Origin of the sequence: Brevibacillus sp. Leaf182, assembly GCF_001423865.2 — a bacterium.
Taxonomy (GTDB): domain Bacteria; phylum Bacillota; class Bacilli; order Brevibacillales; family Brevibacillaceae; genus Brevibacillus; species Brevibacillus brevis_C.
The window spans coordinates 519,818-540,694 of record NZ_LMPN02000037.1; the positions used below are offsets into that span (position 1 = coordinate 519,818).

Genomic DNA, 20,877 nt, shown 5'->3' on the forward strand with positions numbered 1-20,877 from the left:
ACCTCATCACCATCTATCATTGAATTTTTTCACCCAGCAGTTGGGAAAGATGATCTAATTCCTCAATGGACAGCTCATCGTATGTAAAATCTGTTGGGCTTTGCTCGACTGACTCTTTCGATAAGCAGTGCGTAATGATTTCTACGATCTTATCTCGGTAGGCATCCACGAGGCGCTGAATGGTTCCTTCTTCAAACTCTTCACGATGATACGTAAAAGTAAGTGTCAGCTTGCGATTCACGACCATTCCATTCACATCAAGCGCAAAGGATCGAATGGCGGTCGGACTGATTTCTCGGCCCGGAGAAAGGGAGGAAGTCGTCATGCTTCCTGACTCCAAGTCCGTATCGAACTGGCCCAAGTAGTTAAAACTGATCTCGGGCTTTACCTGGAACGTTAACGGAACATCGGTTTGTTTCGCAGACAGATACTGTAAAATGCTGTACCCAATGCCCTTGTTTGGCACACGTCGCAGGCTATCTTTCACCATTTTGATTTGGTAGCCTAAAGATTCCGATCGGCTCATATCCAGTACGAATGGATACTGGGCTGTAAACCATCCGACAGTGCGTGAAATATCGATGCCCTTCACGATCTCTTCTCTGCCATGTCCCTCCAGATTGACGAGCACATGATCTATCCCCGCCCACTCTTTTACCGTCAAGCCTAACGCCGTAAGCAACAAATCATTCACTTCCGTGTTATACGCCTGGTGGCTCTGCTTCAGCAGCTTTTCTGTGTAGGCTTCATCCAGCTCGATGGTGACATCTGTTGTATCTTGCATAAGCGGTGCCCCAATCGTTTCCGCCTTTGCCAGAGGAGAGAATGGCATTTCCTCGACCTGTTTCCAATATCCGATTTCCTGCTGAATCTCGCTTCCCTGTGCATATTTTTGCAATTCTTCTGACCAATTTTGATAGGAATCGGTTTTCATAGGCAATGCAGGCTCTTCTTTCTTCAGTAACGAGTCATACACCGTATGGAAATCTTCCAGAAGAATCCGCCATGAGACACCATCGACAACGAGATGATGAATCACGATTAACAAGTGATCTCCTGCATCTGTTCGGAAAAGGCCGAGATTTACCAACGCAGTATCCGTCAAATCGATCCCTTCCTGTATGAGCTGCGCCGCTTGCTCCATTTCCGCTACACTTTGAGCCGGGAACTCCCTAATCGTAATGGGAACCATGCATTCGTCCAGTTCCCGATGTTCCTGAACAATGCCTGACTCATTCATTTGGAATTTCATTCGCAAAGCATCATGATGCTCAAACAGCTTCATAAATGCTTGTTGAACCAGCTCTGGATCAAAGCCAGCTTCGCTGAATAACATGACAGATTGATTGTAGTGATGAGGGTTCTGATGGTTTTGTTCAAAGAAGTTCATCTGGATCGGTGTCAACGCTACTGCCCCTAGTACAGGTCCTTGCTCAATCTGTCTGGTCAGCGTCTGGAGATATTTTGCTGCACTGCGAATACGCGGGTTTTGGAACAAGTCTTTCAATCGGAGCTCATATCCATGACTCCTCAATCTCGCTATCATCTGAAGAGCTTTAATGGAGTCTCCCCCAAGCTCAAAGAAGTTGTGGGTCACACTTACTTGCGCAAGCCCCAGTACATCCTTCCAGATGGTGACCATGATTTGTTCCTGTTCATCGGACGGCTCGACGATGTGTTCCTCCACCAAGAGAGAGCGATCAGGAAGGGGGAGTTTTTTCCGATCCACTTTTCCAACAGCGGTAATCGGCATAGCGTCTAGTCGAACGAAGAAAGACGGGATCATGTAATCGGGCAAATCTTTAGCGAGCAAGTCCCTCCACTCGTCAGCGGCAAGCTCATGCTCTGATACAATATACGCGCATAAGTACTTGCTTCCATTTTCTTCTTCTCTGGCGATAACGATTGCTTCTTTTACCTGTTCCAGCAAAAGCAGCTTGCTTTCGATTTCCCCTGGCTCGATTCGATATCCCCTGATTTTGATCTGGAAATCCCTTCTGCCCAGAAAATGGATGTTTCCATCAGGTAAATAGACAGCCAAATCCCCTGTCTTATACATTTTTTCATAGCCCGGTTCCGCGTATGGATTATCAACAAAGCTCTGTCTCGTTAGCTCCTCGTTATGCAAGTAACCTAGTCCAAGCGGCATGCCTGAGATGTAGATTTCTCCAGGGACACCTATCGGCACTCGCTTTCCGTACGCATCGAGCAGAAGGATTTTCGTGTTGAATATCGGTTTTCCAATCGGGATGCGATCTTCTTCTCCCGTAATTTGATAGGCAATGCATCCGATACTTGCTTCTGTCGGGCCATACAAATTCGTCGGTGATACATACTGGAATATTTTCAGAAATTTGGAAACCGCAGACGGAACGATTTCCTCGCCGCCGATAATGATCTTCTTGAGCGATTGTAATTTGCCCTGCAGTTCGAGATTTTCTGCTAACTGATTTACGATCACATTAAAGACGGATGGGACGAAATCCGTTAAGGTAATTTGTTCGTCTTCTATGATTCCAGCCATGTAATCAGCCGAGACAGTCATCCCCGTAGTAGGCAAGACCGTTTTTCCGCCATTGGTCAGTGGCCAGAAGAATTGCCAAATGGCACTGTCATAGACGTGATTGGTGGTCTGAAGGACAGATTGGGCTGCATCTTGGCCAAAATAATCATCCATCCAGTTAAAGCGGTTGACGATCCCTCTATGCGGTACAACGACTCCTTTTGGTTTGCCTGTTGAGCCAGAAGTAAAAATGACATAGATGGGGTCTTCCGGCGATACGGACAGATTAGGATTTTCCGCTTCCGTTGTCAGGTGTCCCAGATCAATCGCAACCAATTTCGCTCCCAAATCCGTTTCCGTAAAGGTATGGTCAGATTCTACGAATACGAACTCGCTACCCAGCTCGGCAATAACAGACTGGAGTCGATCGACAGGCCACTGAATGTCCAATGGTGAAAACGCAGCTCCCGTCTTCATTACACCCAATAACGATATGACCAATTCCAGACTTCTTTCCATAAGGACAGGTACATACTTGCCTTTTCCTATACCGCGTTTCAGCAGATCAGAAGCAACTGCATTGGCTTTCTCGTTTAATTGTTGGTACGTGATTGTCGAGCCGTGATAGGAAACGGCAATTCGATTTGGATAAAGTCTGGCTGATTCCTCGATGGCAACATGGATCGGTTGTACCACAGAATACTCTCGCTTCGTATCATTACTGAGCTTCTCCAAAAACTGCACTTCTTCTGGAGACATGAGCTCAATCTCACCCACAAGAATATCCATGTTCGCAGCTACCTGCCGCAGTACGTTGGTAAAATGGTTGATAAAACGCTCCATCGTTTCAGACTTAAATAGACTGGTGCTATATTCGCACTCCACAAAAAAGCTTTCATCTCTCGTCTCGACATTCATGACGATGTCTAACTTGGATATTTTCGTTTGGAATGGATAAAGCCTGACCTCTACCTTGTTCCACTCAAATGCCGTATCTTCCACATTGTCATAGGAGAACATGGTGTCAAATAATGGATTCCTGCTAGGGTCGCGTCGAACCTGAAGCTTTTCTACCAAGTCTTCCAATGGATAATCCTGATGTTCAAACGCCAGTAGTGACTTCTCACTTAGCTCTTGGACAAACTCGCGGAACGTTTTAGTGCCTGCTGGATAATTTCGCAGGGCAAGCGTATTTACAAACATCCCCACTACATTTTGAACATCGGTGTGGTTACGTCCTGCCACTGGGGTTCCTACGACAATGTCCTCTTGCCCTGAATATTTGGACAGCAACACGTTGTACGCCGCCAATAGAATGGAAAAGACCGTTACGTTTGCTTCCTTCGCCAAATCGTGCAATCTGCGGGATACATCCGCCTCAATCTTGCTTTCGACCGTCCCCCCTTCAAAGCTTTGAAACTGCGGTCGCTGATAGTCCGTAGGCAGATTCATGACAGGTAGTTCCCCACTGAATTCATCTATCCAGAATTTCTCCTGCCTATGCGACTGACCCGTCGTCTTGATCTGTTTCAACCAAGCGGAATAATCCTTGTACTGTACGGTGAGTGGTTCTGGATTCCGCCCGTTATACAGATGATTCAACTCATCAATCACAATGCTCACCGATGTTCCATCTGCTATGATGTGATGCATGTCAATCAGGAGCAAATGCTTGTCCTCCACCAGTTTGACCAGCTTGACACGCAATAATGGAGCCAGGCTCAGTTCGAATGGTTGAATGAACGCCCGTATGAGATTTTCTATCCTCTCAGGGCTGTCCTCTGTGTGAGCCTGATCGATAGCAAAACGGACAGAGTCGTGGACAAATTGTTTCGGCTCACCATTTACGTAGTCGAAGGACGTACGGAACGCCTCATGCCTTTGGATGAGAGACTGGAATGCGTTTTCCAATGCCGCAACATCCAGCTTCCCGGAAAGAATCAAAGCGCCTGCCATGTTATAGGCCACACTCGTTTCATCGAGTGATTGAACGGTAAAAATCCTTTTTTGCGAAGGAGAAAGCTCATAATGCTCTTGTTTTCCAACCACCTGAATCAAAGGCTTTTCGGCCTGTGTCGATTCAGAAATGACGTGGGCAAAGCTTCTGACGGTAGGATTTTGGAAAACGGCTCGCAGTGGAATTTCTACCCGCCACTCCTTGTTCACTTTGGCAAGCAGAATGGCGGCATGCAGCGAATGCCCACCAATTTCAAAGAACCGATCCAGAGCACCGACTCGCTCGATACCCAAGACCTCTTGCCATATTCCTGCAAGTTTTCTTTCATTTTCCGTCGCAGGCTCTACGTATTCCTCGGATATCAGCTTAGAAAGGTCGGGGGTTGGCAAAGCATTACGATCGATTTTGCCGTTTGGCGTCACAGGCAGCTCTGCCAATTGGATGATGAAGGTCGGCACCATAAATTCAGGCAGGGAATCGGCTAAAAATGCCTTGATTTCAGACGTACTTACTCCCTCATCCGTCGTGTAATACGCGCACAATACAACGGATTCATCTCCCTTTGTCTTCGGAAGCACAATGGCATTGCGAACCTTTTCATGCCGTAACAGCTGATTTTCGACTTCGCCCAGCTCCACACGGTATCCACGAATCTTCAATTGATAGTCCGAGCGACCAACAAACTCCATGTTTCCATCTGCCATCCAGCGCACAATATCGCCGGTCTTATACATGGTCTCACCAGGACGGAAAGGATTTTGAATGAAGCGCTCACGGGTTAATTCCTCACGGTTCAGATAACCCCGCGCAACACCCGCTCCCCCGATATATAGTTCTCCGTACACGCCCACCGGCTGTGGCCTCAATTGAGAATCCAACACATAAAATTCTGTGTTTTGCAGCGGTTTTCCGATCGGAACGTTTCCGGTTGTCATTTCGGTATCGCCAGCCATTTCGAAGTAGCTGGAATCAATAGCCGCCTCCGTGACTCCATAGCTATTGATGATTTTGATCTGCCCGAAACGCTCGACCAACCGGACAAACGCTTCACTTTGGCATGTATCCGAACCAAGAATCAGCAGTTTCAGATGAGTGAGCGGCAATCCATTTTGATAAATGTACTCCATAAAAGGAAGAACAAGGGCAGGTGTCGATTCAAACAAGGAAATTTCATACCGGGTCAACCACTGGTAAAGAGCTGGAAGATCAATCCTTACATCACTAGGACAAATCACCAAATGTCCACCATGCAGCAAGGCCCTGCACAAATCCCCTGCAAACACGTCAAAGGAGAAACTCGCCATCTGCAAAAGCTTCACATTCATCTGTTCAAGTTCGTACTCATAGCGCCATGTATTGGCTACACTCACCAGATTGCGATGCTCGATCATGACCCCTTTGGGTTTACCTGTCGTGCCGGATGTATAGATGATATAAGCGAGATCGCTCGGTTCGGAGATGGCATCGAGATTGGACGAATCCTCCCTGTAACTGGCCTCTGCGTCCAGATCGATAATGGCGCCGCTGAAGTCTATTCCGCTCTGTCCATTTTGATTAACCAGCATGACCTTTGCTTGACTGTCTTCCAGCATGAACGAAATGCGGTCCTTCGGATACTGAGGATCAATCGGAACATAGGCTCCACCCGCCTTCATGACAGCCAGAACAGCGATGACCATGTTAATCGAGCGTTCCGCCAAAATCGCAACGGAGCTGTTTGGTTTTACGCCCTGATCACGCAGCGTTCGGGCCAAGCGGTTTGCTTTCGCATTCAGTTCCTGATAGCTGATCTGCTCTTCCCCGTAAGAAACTGCTACTTGCTCTGCATGGCGTATTGCTTCTGCCTCAAACCATTCATAGAACGTCGGATAGAGAGGAGCGGGTATTTGCTTTCTTGCTTGATTAAAGTCGGAAACAACCTGCTTGACGTCCTCGCTGGACAAGTACTCCAAATCAGCTAGGCAACTCTCATTAGACTTCACAATGGAGTGAAGGATCTTGGCAAAATGATTGGCCATTCGCTCAACTGTATCGCGTTTAAACAGGTGAGTGCTGTAATCAAATTGGCAAGTGAGCGTTGTTCCATCGTCATGGACATCAAGACTGAGATCAAAGAGAGACACGCCTTTTGGATATTCATACATCGTGACTTTGAAATCATCTGAGGTCACGTCGTCAAAGGATTCATAATGATAATCAAACATGGTATCAAAGAGAGGATTGCGGCTTAAATCTTTGTTTAGTTGCAGATCATCAACCAGTTTTTCAAACGGATACTCCTGGTTTTCAAAGGCACGTAATGCTTGATATTTCACTTCTTTCAGGAAATCCGTAAAGGTCTTGCTTCCTGTCGGATAGTTTCGGATGGCCAATGTATTTACAAACATGCCCATCATTCGTTCCAAATCAGGATGTTGTCTTCCCGCCACAGCAGAACCGACAATCAGATCCTCCTGCCCGGTGTATCGGTAAAGCATAACATTGTAAGCAGCAAGCAATACCATGTACAAGGTCGTGTCAGTTTCCCTAGCCAATTGGAGCAACTGCTTCCTGACTTCCTCACCGATCCCCATCGTCAAGCGGTCACCTTCAAAGGATTGAACCGGCGGTCTTTGGTAATCGATGGGAAGCTTCAATACCGGAAGTTCTCCTTGGCTAAATTGCTCAAGCCAGTACTCCTTTTGAGCCAAGAGCTGTTCTGACTGCTCCCTCTCTTGCTCCCATGCCACGAAATCTTTATACGTCACGCCGAGTTCAGGCAGTGATTCTCCTCTATACGTATGGAGCAGTTCACGGATAAACAGGGATACCGAATAGCCATCCGAAATAATGTGATGCATGTCCACAGCTACAATGAAGCGTCTGGCTGACACTTGGAAGATTTTCGCCCGAATAAGCGGTGCTTTGCTGAGATCAAATGGCTGGATAAAGGTGCGAATCGCCTCATTTACATCTTCTTCAGCCAATTGTTCGACCTCTATATCCACTGGCAGATCGTCATGTAAAACTTGCACGACTTCATTATCTCTGATCACAAAGTTGGTTCGGAAAGACTCGTGCCTTTGTACAACCTGTTGCAAAGAGTGAATCAGACGATCAAGTTCCAGTTCCCCATCCAATTGTAAGTAGCCGGACAGGTTATAGGCGGTTCCTCCATCCAGTCCTTGGAGGATATACATTCTTTTCTGAGCCGAAGAAGATTTATAGTATGGCTGCAATTCGCATGAGCGAATGGGTGTAAAAGCTTGATGCTTGGAAGAGTCTACATATTTGGCTAATTCACGTATCGTCTGCGATTGAAAAATTTGATGCAAAGGAATTTGCACGTGGCATTCCTTGTAGATTCTGCTGAGCATGACAGTTGCTTGTAAGGAGTTCCCGCCTTGTTCAAAAAAATTATCATCCAGATACATCGGGGAGCTTCCCAAGATTTCCTGCCAAATGACTCTGATGGCCTCTTCGGTTGCCGTTCCAGCCGACTCTACTTCTCTGCCGCTCATACTTTTTTTCCCTGCAAGCCGATCGAATGAATGGATAATGTGGATTTCTCCATTTCCTAGCGGAACAGCAGATTTCGTAGTTCGCTGCCACTGAGACGGGTCTTCATGCGCGAATCCCCCATCTGCCAGATACACCTGTCCAACTGCACCCATAGGAGCCAATTGCTGATACTGATCCAGGACATAAAGGGAAGCTCGTCCTACTCGATCATCTGGCATATCCTGCAAAAGTTCTGTCCAATCCGCTGCATATTTGCCCAGGTTGCCACTGGATTCACGTATCATTCTTTCCATCTCGTTGGGCTGTAAAAGCGATAGTGCACGAATTTTTTCCTGATCGTCTTCTGCAATACGATGCAAAAGATTGGCAAAGTAGACACCCCACTGGCGAAGAATCTCCGTGGTTACTACCCCGCTTCGTGCATCCACATCAACCACAAGCTCTCCGCCCACTTCTGTCACGTTTACAAAAAGATCGTACTTGCTGTAAATGATCCGATTGGGCAACAGCGTAGCCTTCATTTGAGCGAAAGTCAGGTTGTGAAGCGGTCGATCCATATTGAACAACACCGAAAGCTCCGGCAAGTTCTGATGCGGCAAATTCTCAGCTAATGCTGCAAAGGAGTAGGCTTGATGCTTTTCCATCTCCGCAACCGCCTGTTTCACCCGGGACAAATAATCCGCAGCCGTATCATTGCCGTCAATCTCCGTGCAAACCGGCAACAGATTGACGCAGTTTCCGATCAAGGACATTTTGCCGATATGAGATTGACCCGCAGTAGGAATCGCAACCACCATTTTTCTATTGCCAAGAATACGATGAAGGAAGATGTTAAAAGAAGCGAGCAAGGTAATAAACAGACTGTTCTTGTTTTGAATGCTTCTTTTTCTTGCCTTCCTTGTGATGTTACTGTCGATCTTGAAGGTAATACGCTCGCCTGTAAAAGATGGTTTTCCCGTTTCTCGTTGCCCTAAAGGAAAAACGAGCTTGGGGATAGGATCTGCGAATTTTTCGTTCCAGTACGTGAGCGCGTCCTGAAACGCTGGATTTTGCATCTGATCTTCTTGCCAGTTTCGGTAAGCAGAAAACGGTGTAGAAGGCTCGAGCGATATTGGTCGTTTCTGTATAAGGGCCGAGTAGATATCATCCAGCTCTTTGATAAAAACAGCCATGGACCACCCATCCGCAATCATGTGATGGAAAGTGTAGGACGTCAGGAATTTGTCGGAAGCCAGCTTGATGACACTTACCCGATACAGGGGGTCCTCAGAAGACAGTTCAAATGGTGTGCCTGTTTGTTCATCCAATAGCTGATTCTTTTTTTCTTCCTGTTCCTGGGATGAAAGGTGGCTCAAATCCACGAATCGAACACGTATGTCCCTCTTGGGTAGTACCACCTGATACTCTCCGTTGGAATCAATGATGGTTCGCAATGCTTCATGGCGATCCACCATGGCTTGGACTGCCTGCTCAAACACAGGGATATCAAGCTCACCCTCGACTTGAAGGGAGGCGGTCTCGTTAAAAGCGGCTGATGCTTCCACGCGATATTTGGCTGCAAACCACATTTGCTTCTGTTCAGGGCTAAGAGGGAGCTTCAGTTGTTCCCCCGCCCTTTCCAGAAGCGTTGCCTCTGGCTTTAGCCCATCCCGTCTCGTAAAGTTTGTCATTTCGACGACTTGATTTTGTTTCCGGCCTCCATTTGGAGAAGTTGGGGGTGGCTCCGGCAAAAAGCCTCCTCGACGCAGATCATCAATACTTTCCTTCACCGCTTGGATCAGTTTCTCGATATCCTCATCGGAATGAGCAGTGGAAAGGAAGCAATTTCTGCCCTCCCATATATAAATGCCCTTGCTGATCAAATGATAGAAGAACAATTCTATATCGGTAAACGATACGAAGCGGAACAAGGAACCGCAATTGATCATTTGGATTGGAATCTGCTCGTTCTTAAAATACGCGTTAAGCGTATCTACCAAGTAGAGGGTCTTTTGAGTCAACGCTTCCTGAAGCTTCGGACCCTGTTCCTTCAAATATTCCAGCGTAGCGATCGCGGCATGCATCGTCAGTGGATGCGTGCAAAACGTTCCGCCCACAAACGTCTTTTTCTCCGCATTTACCGGGTAAGAATGATCTCCAAAATTCCAGGTCCCCCCGTCTACTGCATCCATGAACGCAGCTTTCCCGGCTACAACACCGATCGGCATGCCACCACCCGGAACTTTTCCATACGTAACGAGGTCTGCTTCTATTCCATACCACGCCTGTGCGCCACCAAGATGTATGCGGAATCCCGTAATGATCTCGTCAAAAATAAGGGCAGTGCCTGATTGGCTTGTAATCTCTCTGACTTCCTTCAAGAATTCCACTGGCTGCAGATCTGGACGGCGGCTTTGAACGGGCTCGACTAATACTGCGGCCAGTTCATGTGCATGTTTTTTGATCAGCTCGATTGATTTTGGATGGTTGTAGTTTAAGACCAGCACGTCATCCACTGTATGCTGGGTAATACCTGGTGCCATCGGTACGGCCTTCCCGTCCTGAGACTCAGGATCAGCAACAGTCAGAATGCCGTCAAATGTACCGTGATAGGAGCCGGAAAATAATGCGATTTTCGAACGGCCTGTAACAGCTCTGGCCAAACGCAGTGCCACCATTACTGCCTCTGTCCCCGAATTGTAAAAGGCGACACGCTCTACTCCGGTTAGCTCACTGATTAATTCCGCTACCCTTCCAGCTACATCCGACATAGGACCCAGCGGAGGCAGATCAGATTGAATCTGCTCCTCCAGCTTTTTCATAATAAATGCGGGATTATGACCGAGCAGGTTTACCCCGAAACCCATCGTCAGATCGACATATTCATTCCCATCCAGATCCCACATTTTTGAACCAACTGATGCTTGCGTAATGATCGGATAGACCATTTCCTTCCAATACGAACGGAATCCAGACACATTACGATTGTTGGCATGAACAAATCGGTGCTCTTGCGTATACTTCTTGGAGTGCTTTGTCTTTTCCGTATAGCGTTGAATGAATGCGTTCAGATACTCTCTTTGCTGCGATGTAAAATTGCCTCGTTCACCGATCATCAGTGGCTGATACGGTATAAATGGCTTCTGGCGTTCCTCTTCATTCCCCTTCACCGTGACCGGTGGTTTTGCCTCAGGTTTCTTGCTCTCGGGAGCAACAGGCGCAAATTCAGCGATTTGTTTTGGTACATAGCTTTGTTCCTGATTCAACAGCTCCAATTGCTTTTGTAACAACGTTGCCATTTGGTTTTGGTGTTCAGACAAGAGCGAAATCTGCTTTTCAATGATCGTTTCCACCGCCCCAGTGCTTCTTGAGACTGGCATCTTCATGGTTTGTTCGCTCGGCTTTAATTGTTGAACACTCTGAACTTCATTTCGTTCCGACACTACGTTTGCTTTCGGTTGCTCGATTGCCATCCATTCCATTTGTTTGGCAGAAGCAACAGCCGGGCTACTGGATAGCTCAAGAGCAATGTGCGCTGCTAGCTTATCCACGCTGGTAATGGTTTCGAACAACTCTTGAGCCGGAATGACCACTCCAAACTTTTCCTGAATTTCTCGATTGATTTGTACGAGCATAATAGAATCCAAGCCTAGCTCCAGAAAATGAAGGGATGGGTCAATTTCTTCTACAGCAAAACCTGAAGCATGATGAACCAACTCTTTCAGAACTTTTACGATTGGCGCAGTTCCTATCTCTGACACAGTAGCACCTCTATTTTCGCTAATAGTATTCGTCTGTTCTGGAATGATACTGATCACATCATCTGTAATCCAAGAGCGATGCTGGTCGAAAGGATAGACTGGCAGTGGCATTTTTCTTCTCTTTTTGCCATCGCTGTAGAACGCATCCCAGTCAACCGTAGCTCCCTGTACATACAAGTCGCATAATGTCGTTGCATACGAATACTTCATCTCTGTACTCGCCGTGTGGTACTTTTCCTGCACATCCCGAGCGGATTGACTCAACAGATGAACGGTTTCTTCTGGAATGCGCTTTTTACCAGGTGCGTAGACAAAAACATCTCGATCATTTTCAAGCCGAACCGCCAATCGGTCGAGCTTTTGTTCGAAATCACTGCGACTATGCAAAATGAGCGCAATGCGATAGGGAAACGTTTCTCTCCCGGTATTTGCTGTATAGCACAAATCAGACAGAGAAAGCGGTCCGCTGGAAGAAAGAAACTCCCGGTATTTTTGAATCAGACGTTGAAGGGCTGACTCGGATTTGGTCGACAAGGTAAACACTTGCACCTCGTCTGAGACTGTCATCTCCGTTTCATTAACGGGCACATACTCTTCCAAGATAACGTGGCTATTGGTCCCGCTAAACCCAAACGAGCTAACCCCGCATCTCCGCGGGTGTCCATCTGTTTCCCATTTTTCCAGTCTGTTTTGCGCATAGACTGGCGACTTTTCAAATGCAAAATTCCGATTCGGTTTCTGGAAATGGACGAGGGCCGGTAGCTCTTTGTGCTTTAACTGCAAAGCAGCCTTAATCAAGCCAGCAATTCCCGCTGCTTCATATAAATGTCCAATATTCGCTTTGACAGTGCCGATTCCACAAAACTGTTTCTTCTGTGTATATTGTCGGAATGCTCTCTGAATTCCATCCAGCTCAACAGGGTCCCCCAGCTTTGTGCCCGTTCCATGCGCCTCTATATAGCTAATCGTTTCAGGGTCGACTTGCGCATCCTCCCAAGCGTCTACGATCAATTCTGCCTGGGCCTGTGAGTTCGGTGCGGTAATCCCGACTGTAACGCCGTCTTGATTAACAGCGCTTCCCTTAATCACAGCATAGATGTGATCCCCGTCCTCGATGGCTTTGTCCAAAGGTTTTAACAGAACACTAGCTACGCCTTCCCCCCAACCTGTTCCATCAGATTGATCGTCAAACGCCCTTGAACGGTTGTCAGAGGATTCCATTCCAATTCCAGCCTTCAACGCCAGCAGGATGGTTTTGACTCCACCTGCCAATGCCATCTCACAATCACCATTTTGGATAGCTTTGCACGCCATATGAACCGCAACCAAGGAAGAAGAGCAGGCTGTATCCACGGTAACAGCAGGGCCACGCAAATCAAGCAAGTGCGAAATGCGGCTTGCAATAATGGAAGGAAGGTTGCCTACTGCATAAGAGGGTAAATCCTTGGGACTTACCACTGACAAAAGGCGTTCGTAATCGTATCCTAACTTGGAGAAGCCGACATACACCCCTACTTTTTCCCCTGAAAGCTTGTGCCCGCCATAACCAGCATCCTCTAGCGTATTCCAGGCATTTTCAAGGAACAGCCTTTGGTTGGGGTCCATTAGCTTCGCTTCTTTCGGGGTGATCGAGAAGAAAGAATAGTCAAATTTATCAATCTCGTCTAAATAACCACCCTCCACAAGGTCAGAATTGCCCTGCTCGCCTCTTACCAGCGATACATATTGTTCGGCATCCTTTCGTCTCTGACCATGAAGCTCGTGAATGCAATCCTTTCCTCCCCGGATGTTTTGCCAAAATTGATCCAGATCCTGAGCCTGCGGGAACTTACAAGAAATCCCGATAATCGCGATATCCTTTTGCTTCTGTTGGCCCGTATCTGTCTCTTTTAGGCGATCAGTCGCTAGATCGTCGTGGAAGAGACTGCGAGAAAGCTTGGAGATCGTTGGATAGGCAAACAAATCTGTTACGGACAACGTAATCCCCATCTCTTCTTCTATCCGCCCTGCTAACTGGGTCAACTGCATCGAGGACACGCCTACGTCAAAATAACTGTCGTTTGGTCCCAATCTGTCTGATTGAAGCACCTCGCGGCAAATGGCAAGCAGTTGTTTTTCTACTTCTTCACGTAACTGAGGTGATTGATCGGTTCCCACCTCTTCTACCTGTTCGGTGATTCGGCGTTGCATTTCCTCGGAAACCTCGCGAAATGCTCCCGACTGATACTCCCTAGCCACTCTATATCGTTCGACTTTTCCACTCGTTGTTTTGGGGATGCGCTGAATCGGCAAGACCTCGCTTATTCTCCATCCGGTTCGCTCGTTCAAATGCGTTTTCACTTTCTTAGAGAGAGCAATGAACTCGTCTACACTTTTCCGATGAAGGATAAACACAAGAATGTCTTCTTCTTTGCTTTTCTCGTTGAATACCCCGCAAGCAACGACCTTCCCTAGCTCGACTCCTTCGACTTCTTCAGCAATCCGCTCAATATCATGCGGATAAACGTTTTGACCATTCACGAAGATGATGTCTTTTTCACGCCCCGTAATGACAAGACGTTCGTTTCGCATAAAACCCAGATCCCCTGTTCTGAGCCATCCATCAGCCGTCATTACATTTGCAGTGGCAGTAGGGTTGTTGTAGTATCCAGTGGTTACATTCTTCCCTCTAATCTGGATATGGCCAACCGTATCGCTTGGCAGCTCGTGATCCTCGTCATCACATATTCTTACCTCGCAAAAATCAATGGGGTAACCGACTTCTACTAGGGTGAGCGCTTCTGGATTTGTTTGATCCGTCATCTTGATTGGCTTTCCTATCTGGATAAACCTACGATCCAGAGAAATCGTTGTAAAATGCAAGTTTTGATCAGGTATCGATACTCCCACGGAGGCTTCAGCCAATCCATAGCATGGGACCATGCTTGTTTTCTTCAATCCATAAGGGCTCATCTGATCCAAAAAATGATGGATCAATTCTGAAGCAATGGGTTCTGCACCATTTAGAATCGCACGAAGCGTAGACAAATCCCACTCTTCTGCCACTTCTGGTTTAAACCTAGACAACACATATTTATACCCAAAGTTCGGAGAAGAAGTAATTGTCGCCTTGTGCTCGCTTGCTTTCTTCAGCCATAGCGTAGGTCGCCTGATAAACAGTGAGGTATGAATAAAATAATGCTGAACTCCTGCGTACAACGGGGCTAAATGGAACGCGATCATCCCCATGTCATGAGTTAAGGGCATCCAGCTTAGAAATGAGTCAGACTCAGTCGTTTCAAGTCTGTTATTAATCGCAATCACATTATGGACAAGGTTTTCATGCGTCAGGGTAACCCCTTTTGGATCCCCCGTAGACCCAGATGAAAATTGAATAAAGGCCACATGATCAGCAGTAGGATAATAGATTGTGCCCTTCTCTTCTGTTTTCACGGTCTCATCAAGCAGGAAGGACTTCGACTTCAACGATTCCATTTCCGTCAGGTAGTTGTGTTTCCTAAAGAAATCCTCCAGTCGTTTCCAGACACTATCCGTTGTAATGAGATACGGATTGATTAATGTCCGCCAAACCTTTAACAGCTTAAGACGATGCTCTTCGTTATCCCCTACAGAGATAGGAACAGCAATCATTCCACCGAGTAAGCATCCCCAAAAAAGGCAGACAAAAGTTCGAAGATTACTATCTTCAATTTGAAAAACGACCTCATCACCAGGCTTGATTCCACTTTTTTGGAGGATAAATAAATAGCCAAGAGCTTCTTCATACAATTCTTTATAGGAAACAAACACCTCATTCTGGTCTCCCAAAATGAAGGTAACGCCTTTTTGGTCCTCGTTCTTCCACAATTCCAGCGCTTCTACTAATGTCTGAACAAAATGCAAAGCGTTGTTCCTCCCTTGTCCCGTGTTTGATAGTTTCTAGCCGTGTCTGGTGAGCATAACCACTCCAAATGCTCCCTCTTGCTCCCCACGTGTATACAAGAGAAGTGAATTTCCCCAAGCCGTCACTCGCTGGTATCCGATATAAGCAAACAATTATTTCATTCAGAATATTAGGAACTTTTACCCGGAAACCTTATCCACTCACCCGGAAGACAAAGCTCAGCCCATTCTTTTTCTTTCCACACTTTGGAATGTAGCTACCAGATTCACGACTTACTTTTATTCCCTTTTATTGATTTTTCTTGAAGTATGAAGCAGTAAGAAACCATCGCCAGAATGAGATGGGTGATTCTTACCTTTTGCCAGGAATGAATGTATCGATTCATTGATTTTTTAAAATGGCTGGTTCTTTTGTCTTCTCTAGCAGTGGAATAAGGGCGACGGTTAGAGTAACAGTCACATTACAGCGACTATGGCAGGGGAAATTGGTCATTGATTTGCAAGTATTCACGTGGGCTAATATGATGGTAAACAATAAGAATATGAGTGAGTTGGGAATATTTTACTATCCCAAATATTAGAAGACAAGCCTTAAATTATTAATTTTTGCAATTTATTTAAATAAAAATTCATTACAATATTACTCTGAACTTATCTTGACGCTTACCAAAAAGGCTTTCAGCCGCTCTTTGCAAAAAGTGGTGAAAGCCTTTCGTTCTTGTTCTATTACTCTACCGAATAAACCTTTCGGCTGGGCAGCTCCAAGCAATGTAGACGGCCACCGTATACGGCACCTCCGTCAATGCCGATGATTTTATTTTCACCGTAAAATACATCAGGTTTACCGTGTAAATAACTGGTCGGCGTATGGCCAAAAACAACAGTTTTCTCACCCTGGTAGCCTTTATGGAACTCATCACGTATCCACATCAGCAGGTACGGGTCAGTCTCTGCAAGCGGAGTCTCGGGATGTACACCCCCGTGAACAAAAATATACTCATCGGTTTCATAATAGCAGTCCAAGCCAGCCAAAAATTCCAGATGCTCTTTGACTGAAGAGGTGATTTCCAAGGCCTCCGGTGCGCCAGACTCCGTATCTGCTGCGGCATGACCATAGCTCGCCAACGTCTTTTGTGCGCCGTTTCGGAACCATCGTTCGATAAAGACAGGGTCTTGCTCGAATGATTTAACCATCATATGATCATGGTTGCCCATCAACACGATTGCCCCTTCAGCATGGAGCTGTTTCACCTTGTCGACGACTCCCTTCGACTCTGGTCCACGGTCTACATAATCACCTAGCAGGATCAATTGATCGTTTTGTGGATCGTACTGAACTTGCTCCATCAACGATTCCAGTTTCTCCAATTCCCCATGAATATCGCTGATTGCCAACAATCTTTTCATCCTACACCCTTCTTTCGCTCGTCTGCGACTTCTCTTTCGTTACTGTCATGTCTCCCTATTGTACGCCCCCTTACACCTGATTGCCAGCATGTCTGTTCCTCGAAAGCTTGCAAACGCGAAAAAAGCCCAGACCCAAAATCTTATCAGGTCAAGGCTATTCCACTTCTCCATGCTTATTTACTCGGCATCTCATTCCAGAACGTAATCTCCTCTACATCCAGGCGAGTAGTCGGATGACCAGGCTCTGCCGCTTTGCCGACTGCAATCAACATGACCGTTTCATATTGATCCGGGATTTGGAAAGCTTCCTTGAATTTCTCGCTGTTATAGCCTCCCATTGGCACCGTGTCATACCCTCTTGCCTTGGCTACGAGCATCAATTGCATCGAGACGAGACCTCCGTCTACCAAAGCAATTTCCTTGATGATTGCTCGATCCCGATTCTCATAACGCTTGTTGATATTGTCGATGAGTGTAGCTTTTACTTCCTCTGTCAAGTAGCCTGCTTCTACCGCTTTTTTGTAAATGCTCCCAGCTTGTTTGTAGCCCTCATAATCAGCCAAGACTGCAATGATCGCCGCAGCTTCTACCACCTGCTTTTGGTTAAATGCGATGGGGAGCAGCTTCTCTTTCAATGGCTGTTCATCGATAATCAAAAACCGCCATGGCTGGAGGTTAGAGCTGGAAGGTGCCAAGGTTGCTTCTTTCAGCATTTCCTTGAGTTCATCCCGCGAGATTTTTGCTGTTGGATCGTAATGACGTACGGAACGACGCTCCCGAATGACGTCCATAAAAGCCTTTTGATCGATGACTTTTTCCATGATTCCATCCTCCAGTTGTAAGGTTGCCAATTCAGTAAGTAACTAACTTTATTACACAACAACTCGTGTTCAAACTGTATCACATATTCCGATTTGCTGGCAATCTTTTTGTATGCAAAAAACGCTTTGGCTAAACGGCTCACATCCTGTCATGAATGCAAGTGCGTCACCAAAGCGTTTATTTGTTAAACCGGAGAAAAAGCGGATAGAACGGCTGGCTGTCTCACGGTGTCTCCATTCGGGAGCTCGACAACAAGATAGCCACTTCCCTCGTCCGCAGCTACTTCCCATCTCAATGAAAAAGCTTTGCGGCTAAATGCATCCTCTTCGTCCAAACAACCGAGCATGGTCTTTAATGTGTCTGACGTAATCGGCACAGGCACACTTGCTCCTTGCTCTTGTGGAAGAGAGAGCAGTTTCGGCGCGTCTTCGAAATATTGCACAGTGTCGAGGAGCAGAGAAACCTGCTGCCAGCTCAGCGGTGAAACAAAGGCTTCAAACGCCATCTATTCATCATTCCTTTTATTCACGATGATTTCCATCGAACAGGCTAGCCTGGACAGTAGGCGTTTACTGTTGTCCTGCTGTGCCAGCTCCGTCTCCTGAGCTCTTTGCGGTCGCTTCGTCCTTCGGTTCATCTGTCGGCAAAACGGTTTCAAAAGCAACTGCTTTTACCCCACCCTCCACCAGATGTCGGCCGATGCCACCTTGCTCGTTGACGATCACTTGCTCTGTCTCAACAAGGGTCCATTCGTTCTGCGACGTCCAGGCATAAACGGTTTCCTCGATGAACATCGCAACAAGCTCATGCGGATTATTTTTTCGTTTACGAATCAACTGTACGCCTTTGCCTGCGCGAGCCTGGAGTGGGATCGCAGCAATGGCTGTACGTTTTACAACCCCTTCAGCCGTCAACAAGCTAAAGGCACGAGAATCGACTTCCTCAATCGGAAGCATCATGATGACATCGTCGCCAGGAGCAAGTGCGATTGCTTTTACCCCGCTCGACGCTCTACCCGTTGCGCTGACTTCACTGCGCTGGAATCGAATGCCCATTCCATCCTTCGTAGCACCGAGTATCGCCCCGGCTTCGTCCGCCACAAATACATTCACAAACTCGTCATTGTCTGCTTTCAGCTTCGCAGCTACCAAAGCACTAGAACGATTCGTTTCGTATTCGGACAACGCCGTCTTTTTCATCAAACCATTTTTACTTACATGGTATACATACAACGGTTGTTTGAAGTTTTCTACGATCGTAAAACCAACGATCCGCTGATTCTTCTCCAACGGGATGATGTTGACGAGGGCGGAACCGATATCCTTCCATTTATCGTCCGGGAAGGCGTTGACCAGTGTGGCGAAGTATTTACCATCTTGAGTAAAGAAGAGAGCTGTGTGGGACGTATTCGTCTCCATGAAATAACGGACACGGTCCCCTTCTTTTACCCCACATGTCTCCAACGTTCCCCCCACTGATTTGAAGGAGCGCGGGCTCGTCCGCTTGATATATCCTTCGTTTGTGAGGGTTACGATGCAATCCTCTGCATTGATTTGCATCGCGATATCGATTTTGATTTCCTCGATTTCGCCCTGGATTTCTGTCAGGCGCTCTTCGGCGTATTTTTTCTTGATCTCGTTCAGCTCGCCTGTAATGACTTGAATCAGCTTTTTCTCGCTTGCCAAAATCGATTTCAATTCCTCGATTTCCTTTGCCAACGTAGCCAATTCTTTTTCCAACTTAACGATATCCAAACGTGTCAAAGAAGCGAGCTGAATGCTCAAGATCGCATCTGCTTGGTTTTCCGTAAAGCCGTATTTCTCCATGATGTTTTTCTTGGCATCTGCACGGTCTTCCGAATCCATAATCGTATCAACGATTTGACGCAAAATGGACTTGGCGCGAATCAAGCCTTCCACAATATGCTCGCGGTTTTGCTTACGATTCAGATCATATTGGCAGCGATTCGTGACGACCTCTTTTTGGTGATCGATGTAAGCTCCCAGCAAAGCCTTGAGTCCCATCTGACGGATGGTTCCCTCATGAATCACGTTCATGTTGTAATTGTAATAGATTTGCAGATCCGTATTTTTGTACAGGTAGTTGAGAATCGCCTGCTCATCCGCTTCCTTGCGGATATCCACGACGATACGGACTTTTTTCTGCTCGGCCTCTTTCCGACCGGTTTCATCGCGAACCGCCAGTGCCCCCTCGATTTTGCGCTCCATTACGAGCTCATCGATTTGGCCGACGAGCTTCGACTTGACCACTTCGTATGGGATTTCGGAAATGACGATTTTTTTGATCTTCCCGCCTTTTGGCTCCTCTACATGGGTCTTCCCGCGAATGATGAATTGACCACGGCCTGTCTCAAACGCCTTGCGAATTCCGGACAGCCCCTGAACAATACCGCCTGTCGGAAAATCTGGACCTTTGACGTGCTGCATCAGCTCATCCAGCGAGATATTCGGGTTCTTCATTTGGGCAACAGCCGCATCAATGACTTCGCCCAAATTGTGAGTAGGGATGTCCGTTGCAAAACCAACCGCGATCCCAGCAGCACCATTCACGAGAAGATTAGGAAATCGTGAAGGCAATACTGCCGGTTGTTGAGCCGAGTTGTCGTAGTTCGGGATAAATGTAACCGTATCCTTTTCAATGTCTCGCAAAAGCTCATTGGCCAATGCCGACAATCTGGATTCGGTATAACGCATAGCGGCTGGTGGGTCTGCGTCCAAGCTACCAAAGTTTCCGTGTCCTTGGATGAGCACCTGCCGCATTTTCCACCATTGCGCCATCCGTACCATCGTTTCGTAAATCGCCGAGTCACCGTGCGGGTGAAAGGTACCCATCACGTACCCGACCGTTTTCGCTGATTTCCGGTATGGTTTATCGTTCGTGTTGCCTTCTTGGTACATGGCATACAAAATACGGCGCTGTACCGGCTTTAGTCCATCACGAGCATCTGGGATCGCGCGTGAGAGAATAACGAGGTTGGCATAGTCCCCGAAGCGCTTTCCCATAATCTCCGCGAAGCTCTGATTAATAATTTGATTGGACAACAT

The 20,877-nt window shown here is 46.9% G+C and carries 5 protein-coding genes; all 5 read right to left on the minus strand.

Annotated features, from left to right (window positions below):
* Window positions 1-16 precede the first annotated feature (16 nt).
* Entirely contained in the window at window positions 17-15,583 is a 15,567-nt protein-coding gene (locus ASG16_RS29360; RefSeq protein ID WP_056488091.1) for a hybrid non-ribosomal peptide synthetase/type I polyketide synthase, read from the minus strand.
* Window positions 15,584-16,309: 726 nt separating this feature from the next.
* A complete protein-coding gene (locus tag ASG16_RS29365; RefSeq protein WP_056488092.1) occupies window positions 16,310-16,990 on the minus strand; it encodes a metallophosphoesterase family protein in 681 nt (226 codons plus the stop codon).
* A gap of 173 nt (window positions 16,991-17,163) precedes the next feature.
* Window positions 17,164-17,811 carry a nitroreductase family protein gene (locus ASG16_RS29370; RefSeq protein ID WP_056488093.1) on the minus strand — a complete coding sequence of 216 codons (648 nt, stop codon included), beginning with the start codon at window positions 17,809-17,811 and terminating at the stop codon, window positions 17,164-17,166.
* A 185-nt stretch (window positions 17,812-17,996) separates the two neighbouring features.
* Window positions 17,997-18,317, minus strand: a complete 321-nt coding sequence (locus ASG16_RS29375; RefSeq protein ID WP_056488094.1) for a hypothetical protein — start codon at window positions 18,315-18,317, stop codon at window positions 17,997-17,999.
* A gap of 64 nt (window positions 18,318-18,381) precedes the next feature.
* Window positions 18,382-20,877, minus strand: a complete 2,496-nt coding sequence (parC, locus tag ASG16_RS29380) for a DNA topoisomerase IV subunit A (RefSeq protein WP_056488097.1) — start codon at window positions 20,875-20,877, stop codon at window positions 18,382-18,384.

Excerpts from the sequence above, each read along its gene's own strand:
- parC (WP_056488097.1), bottom strand. The coding sequence starts at position 20,877 with ATGTTGTCCAATCAAATTATTAATCAGAGCTTCGCGGAGATTATGGGA.
- ASG16_RS29370 (WP_056488093.1), bottom strand. The coding sequence starts at position 17,811 with ATGGAAAAAGTCATCGATCAAAAGGCTTTTATGGACGTCATTCGGGAG.
- ASG16_RS29375 (WP_056488094.1), bottom strand. The coding sequence starts at position 18,317 with ATGGCGTTTGAAGCCTTTGTTTCACCGCTGAGCTGGCAGCAGGTTTCT.
- ASG16_RS29365 (WP_056488092.1), bottom strand. The coding sequence starts at position 16,990 with ATGAAAAGATTGTTGGCAATCAGCGATATTCATGGGGAATTGGAGAAA.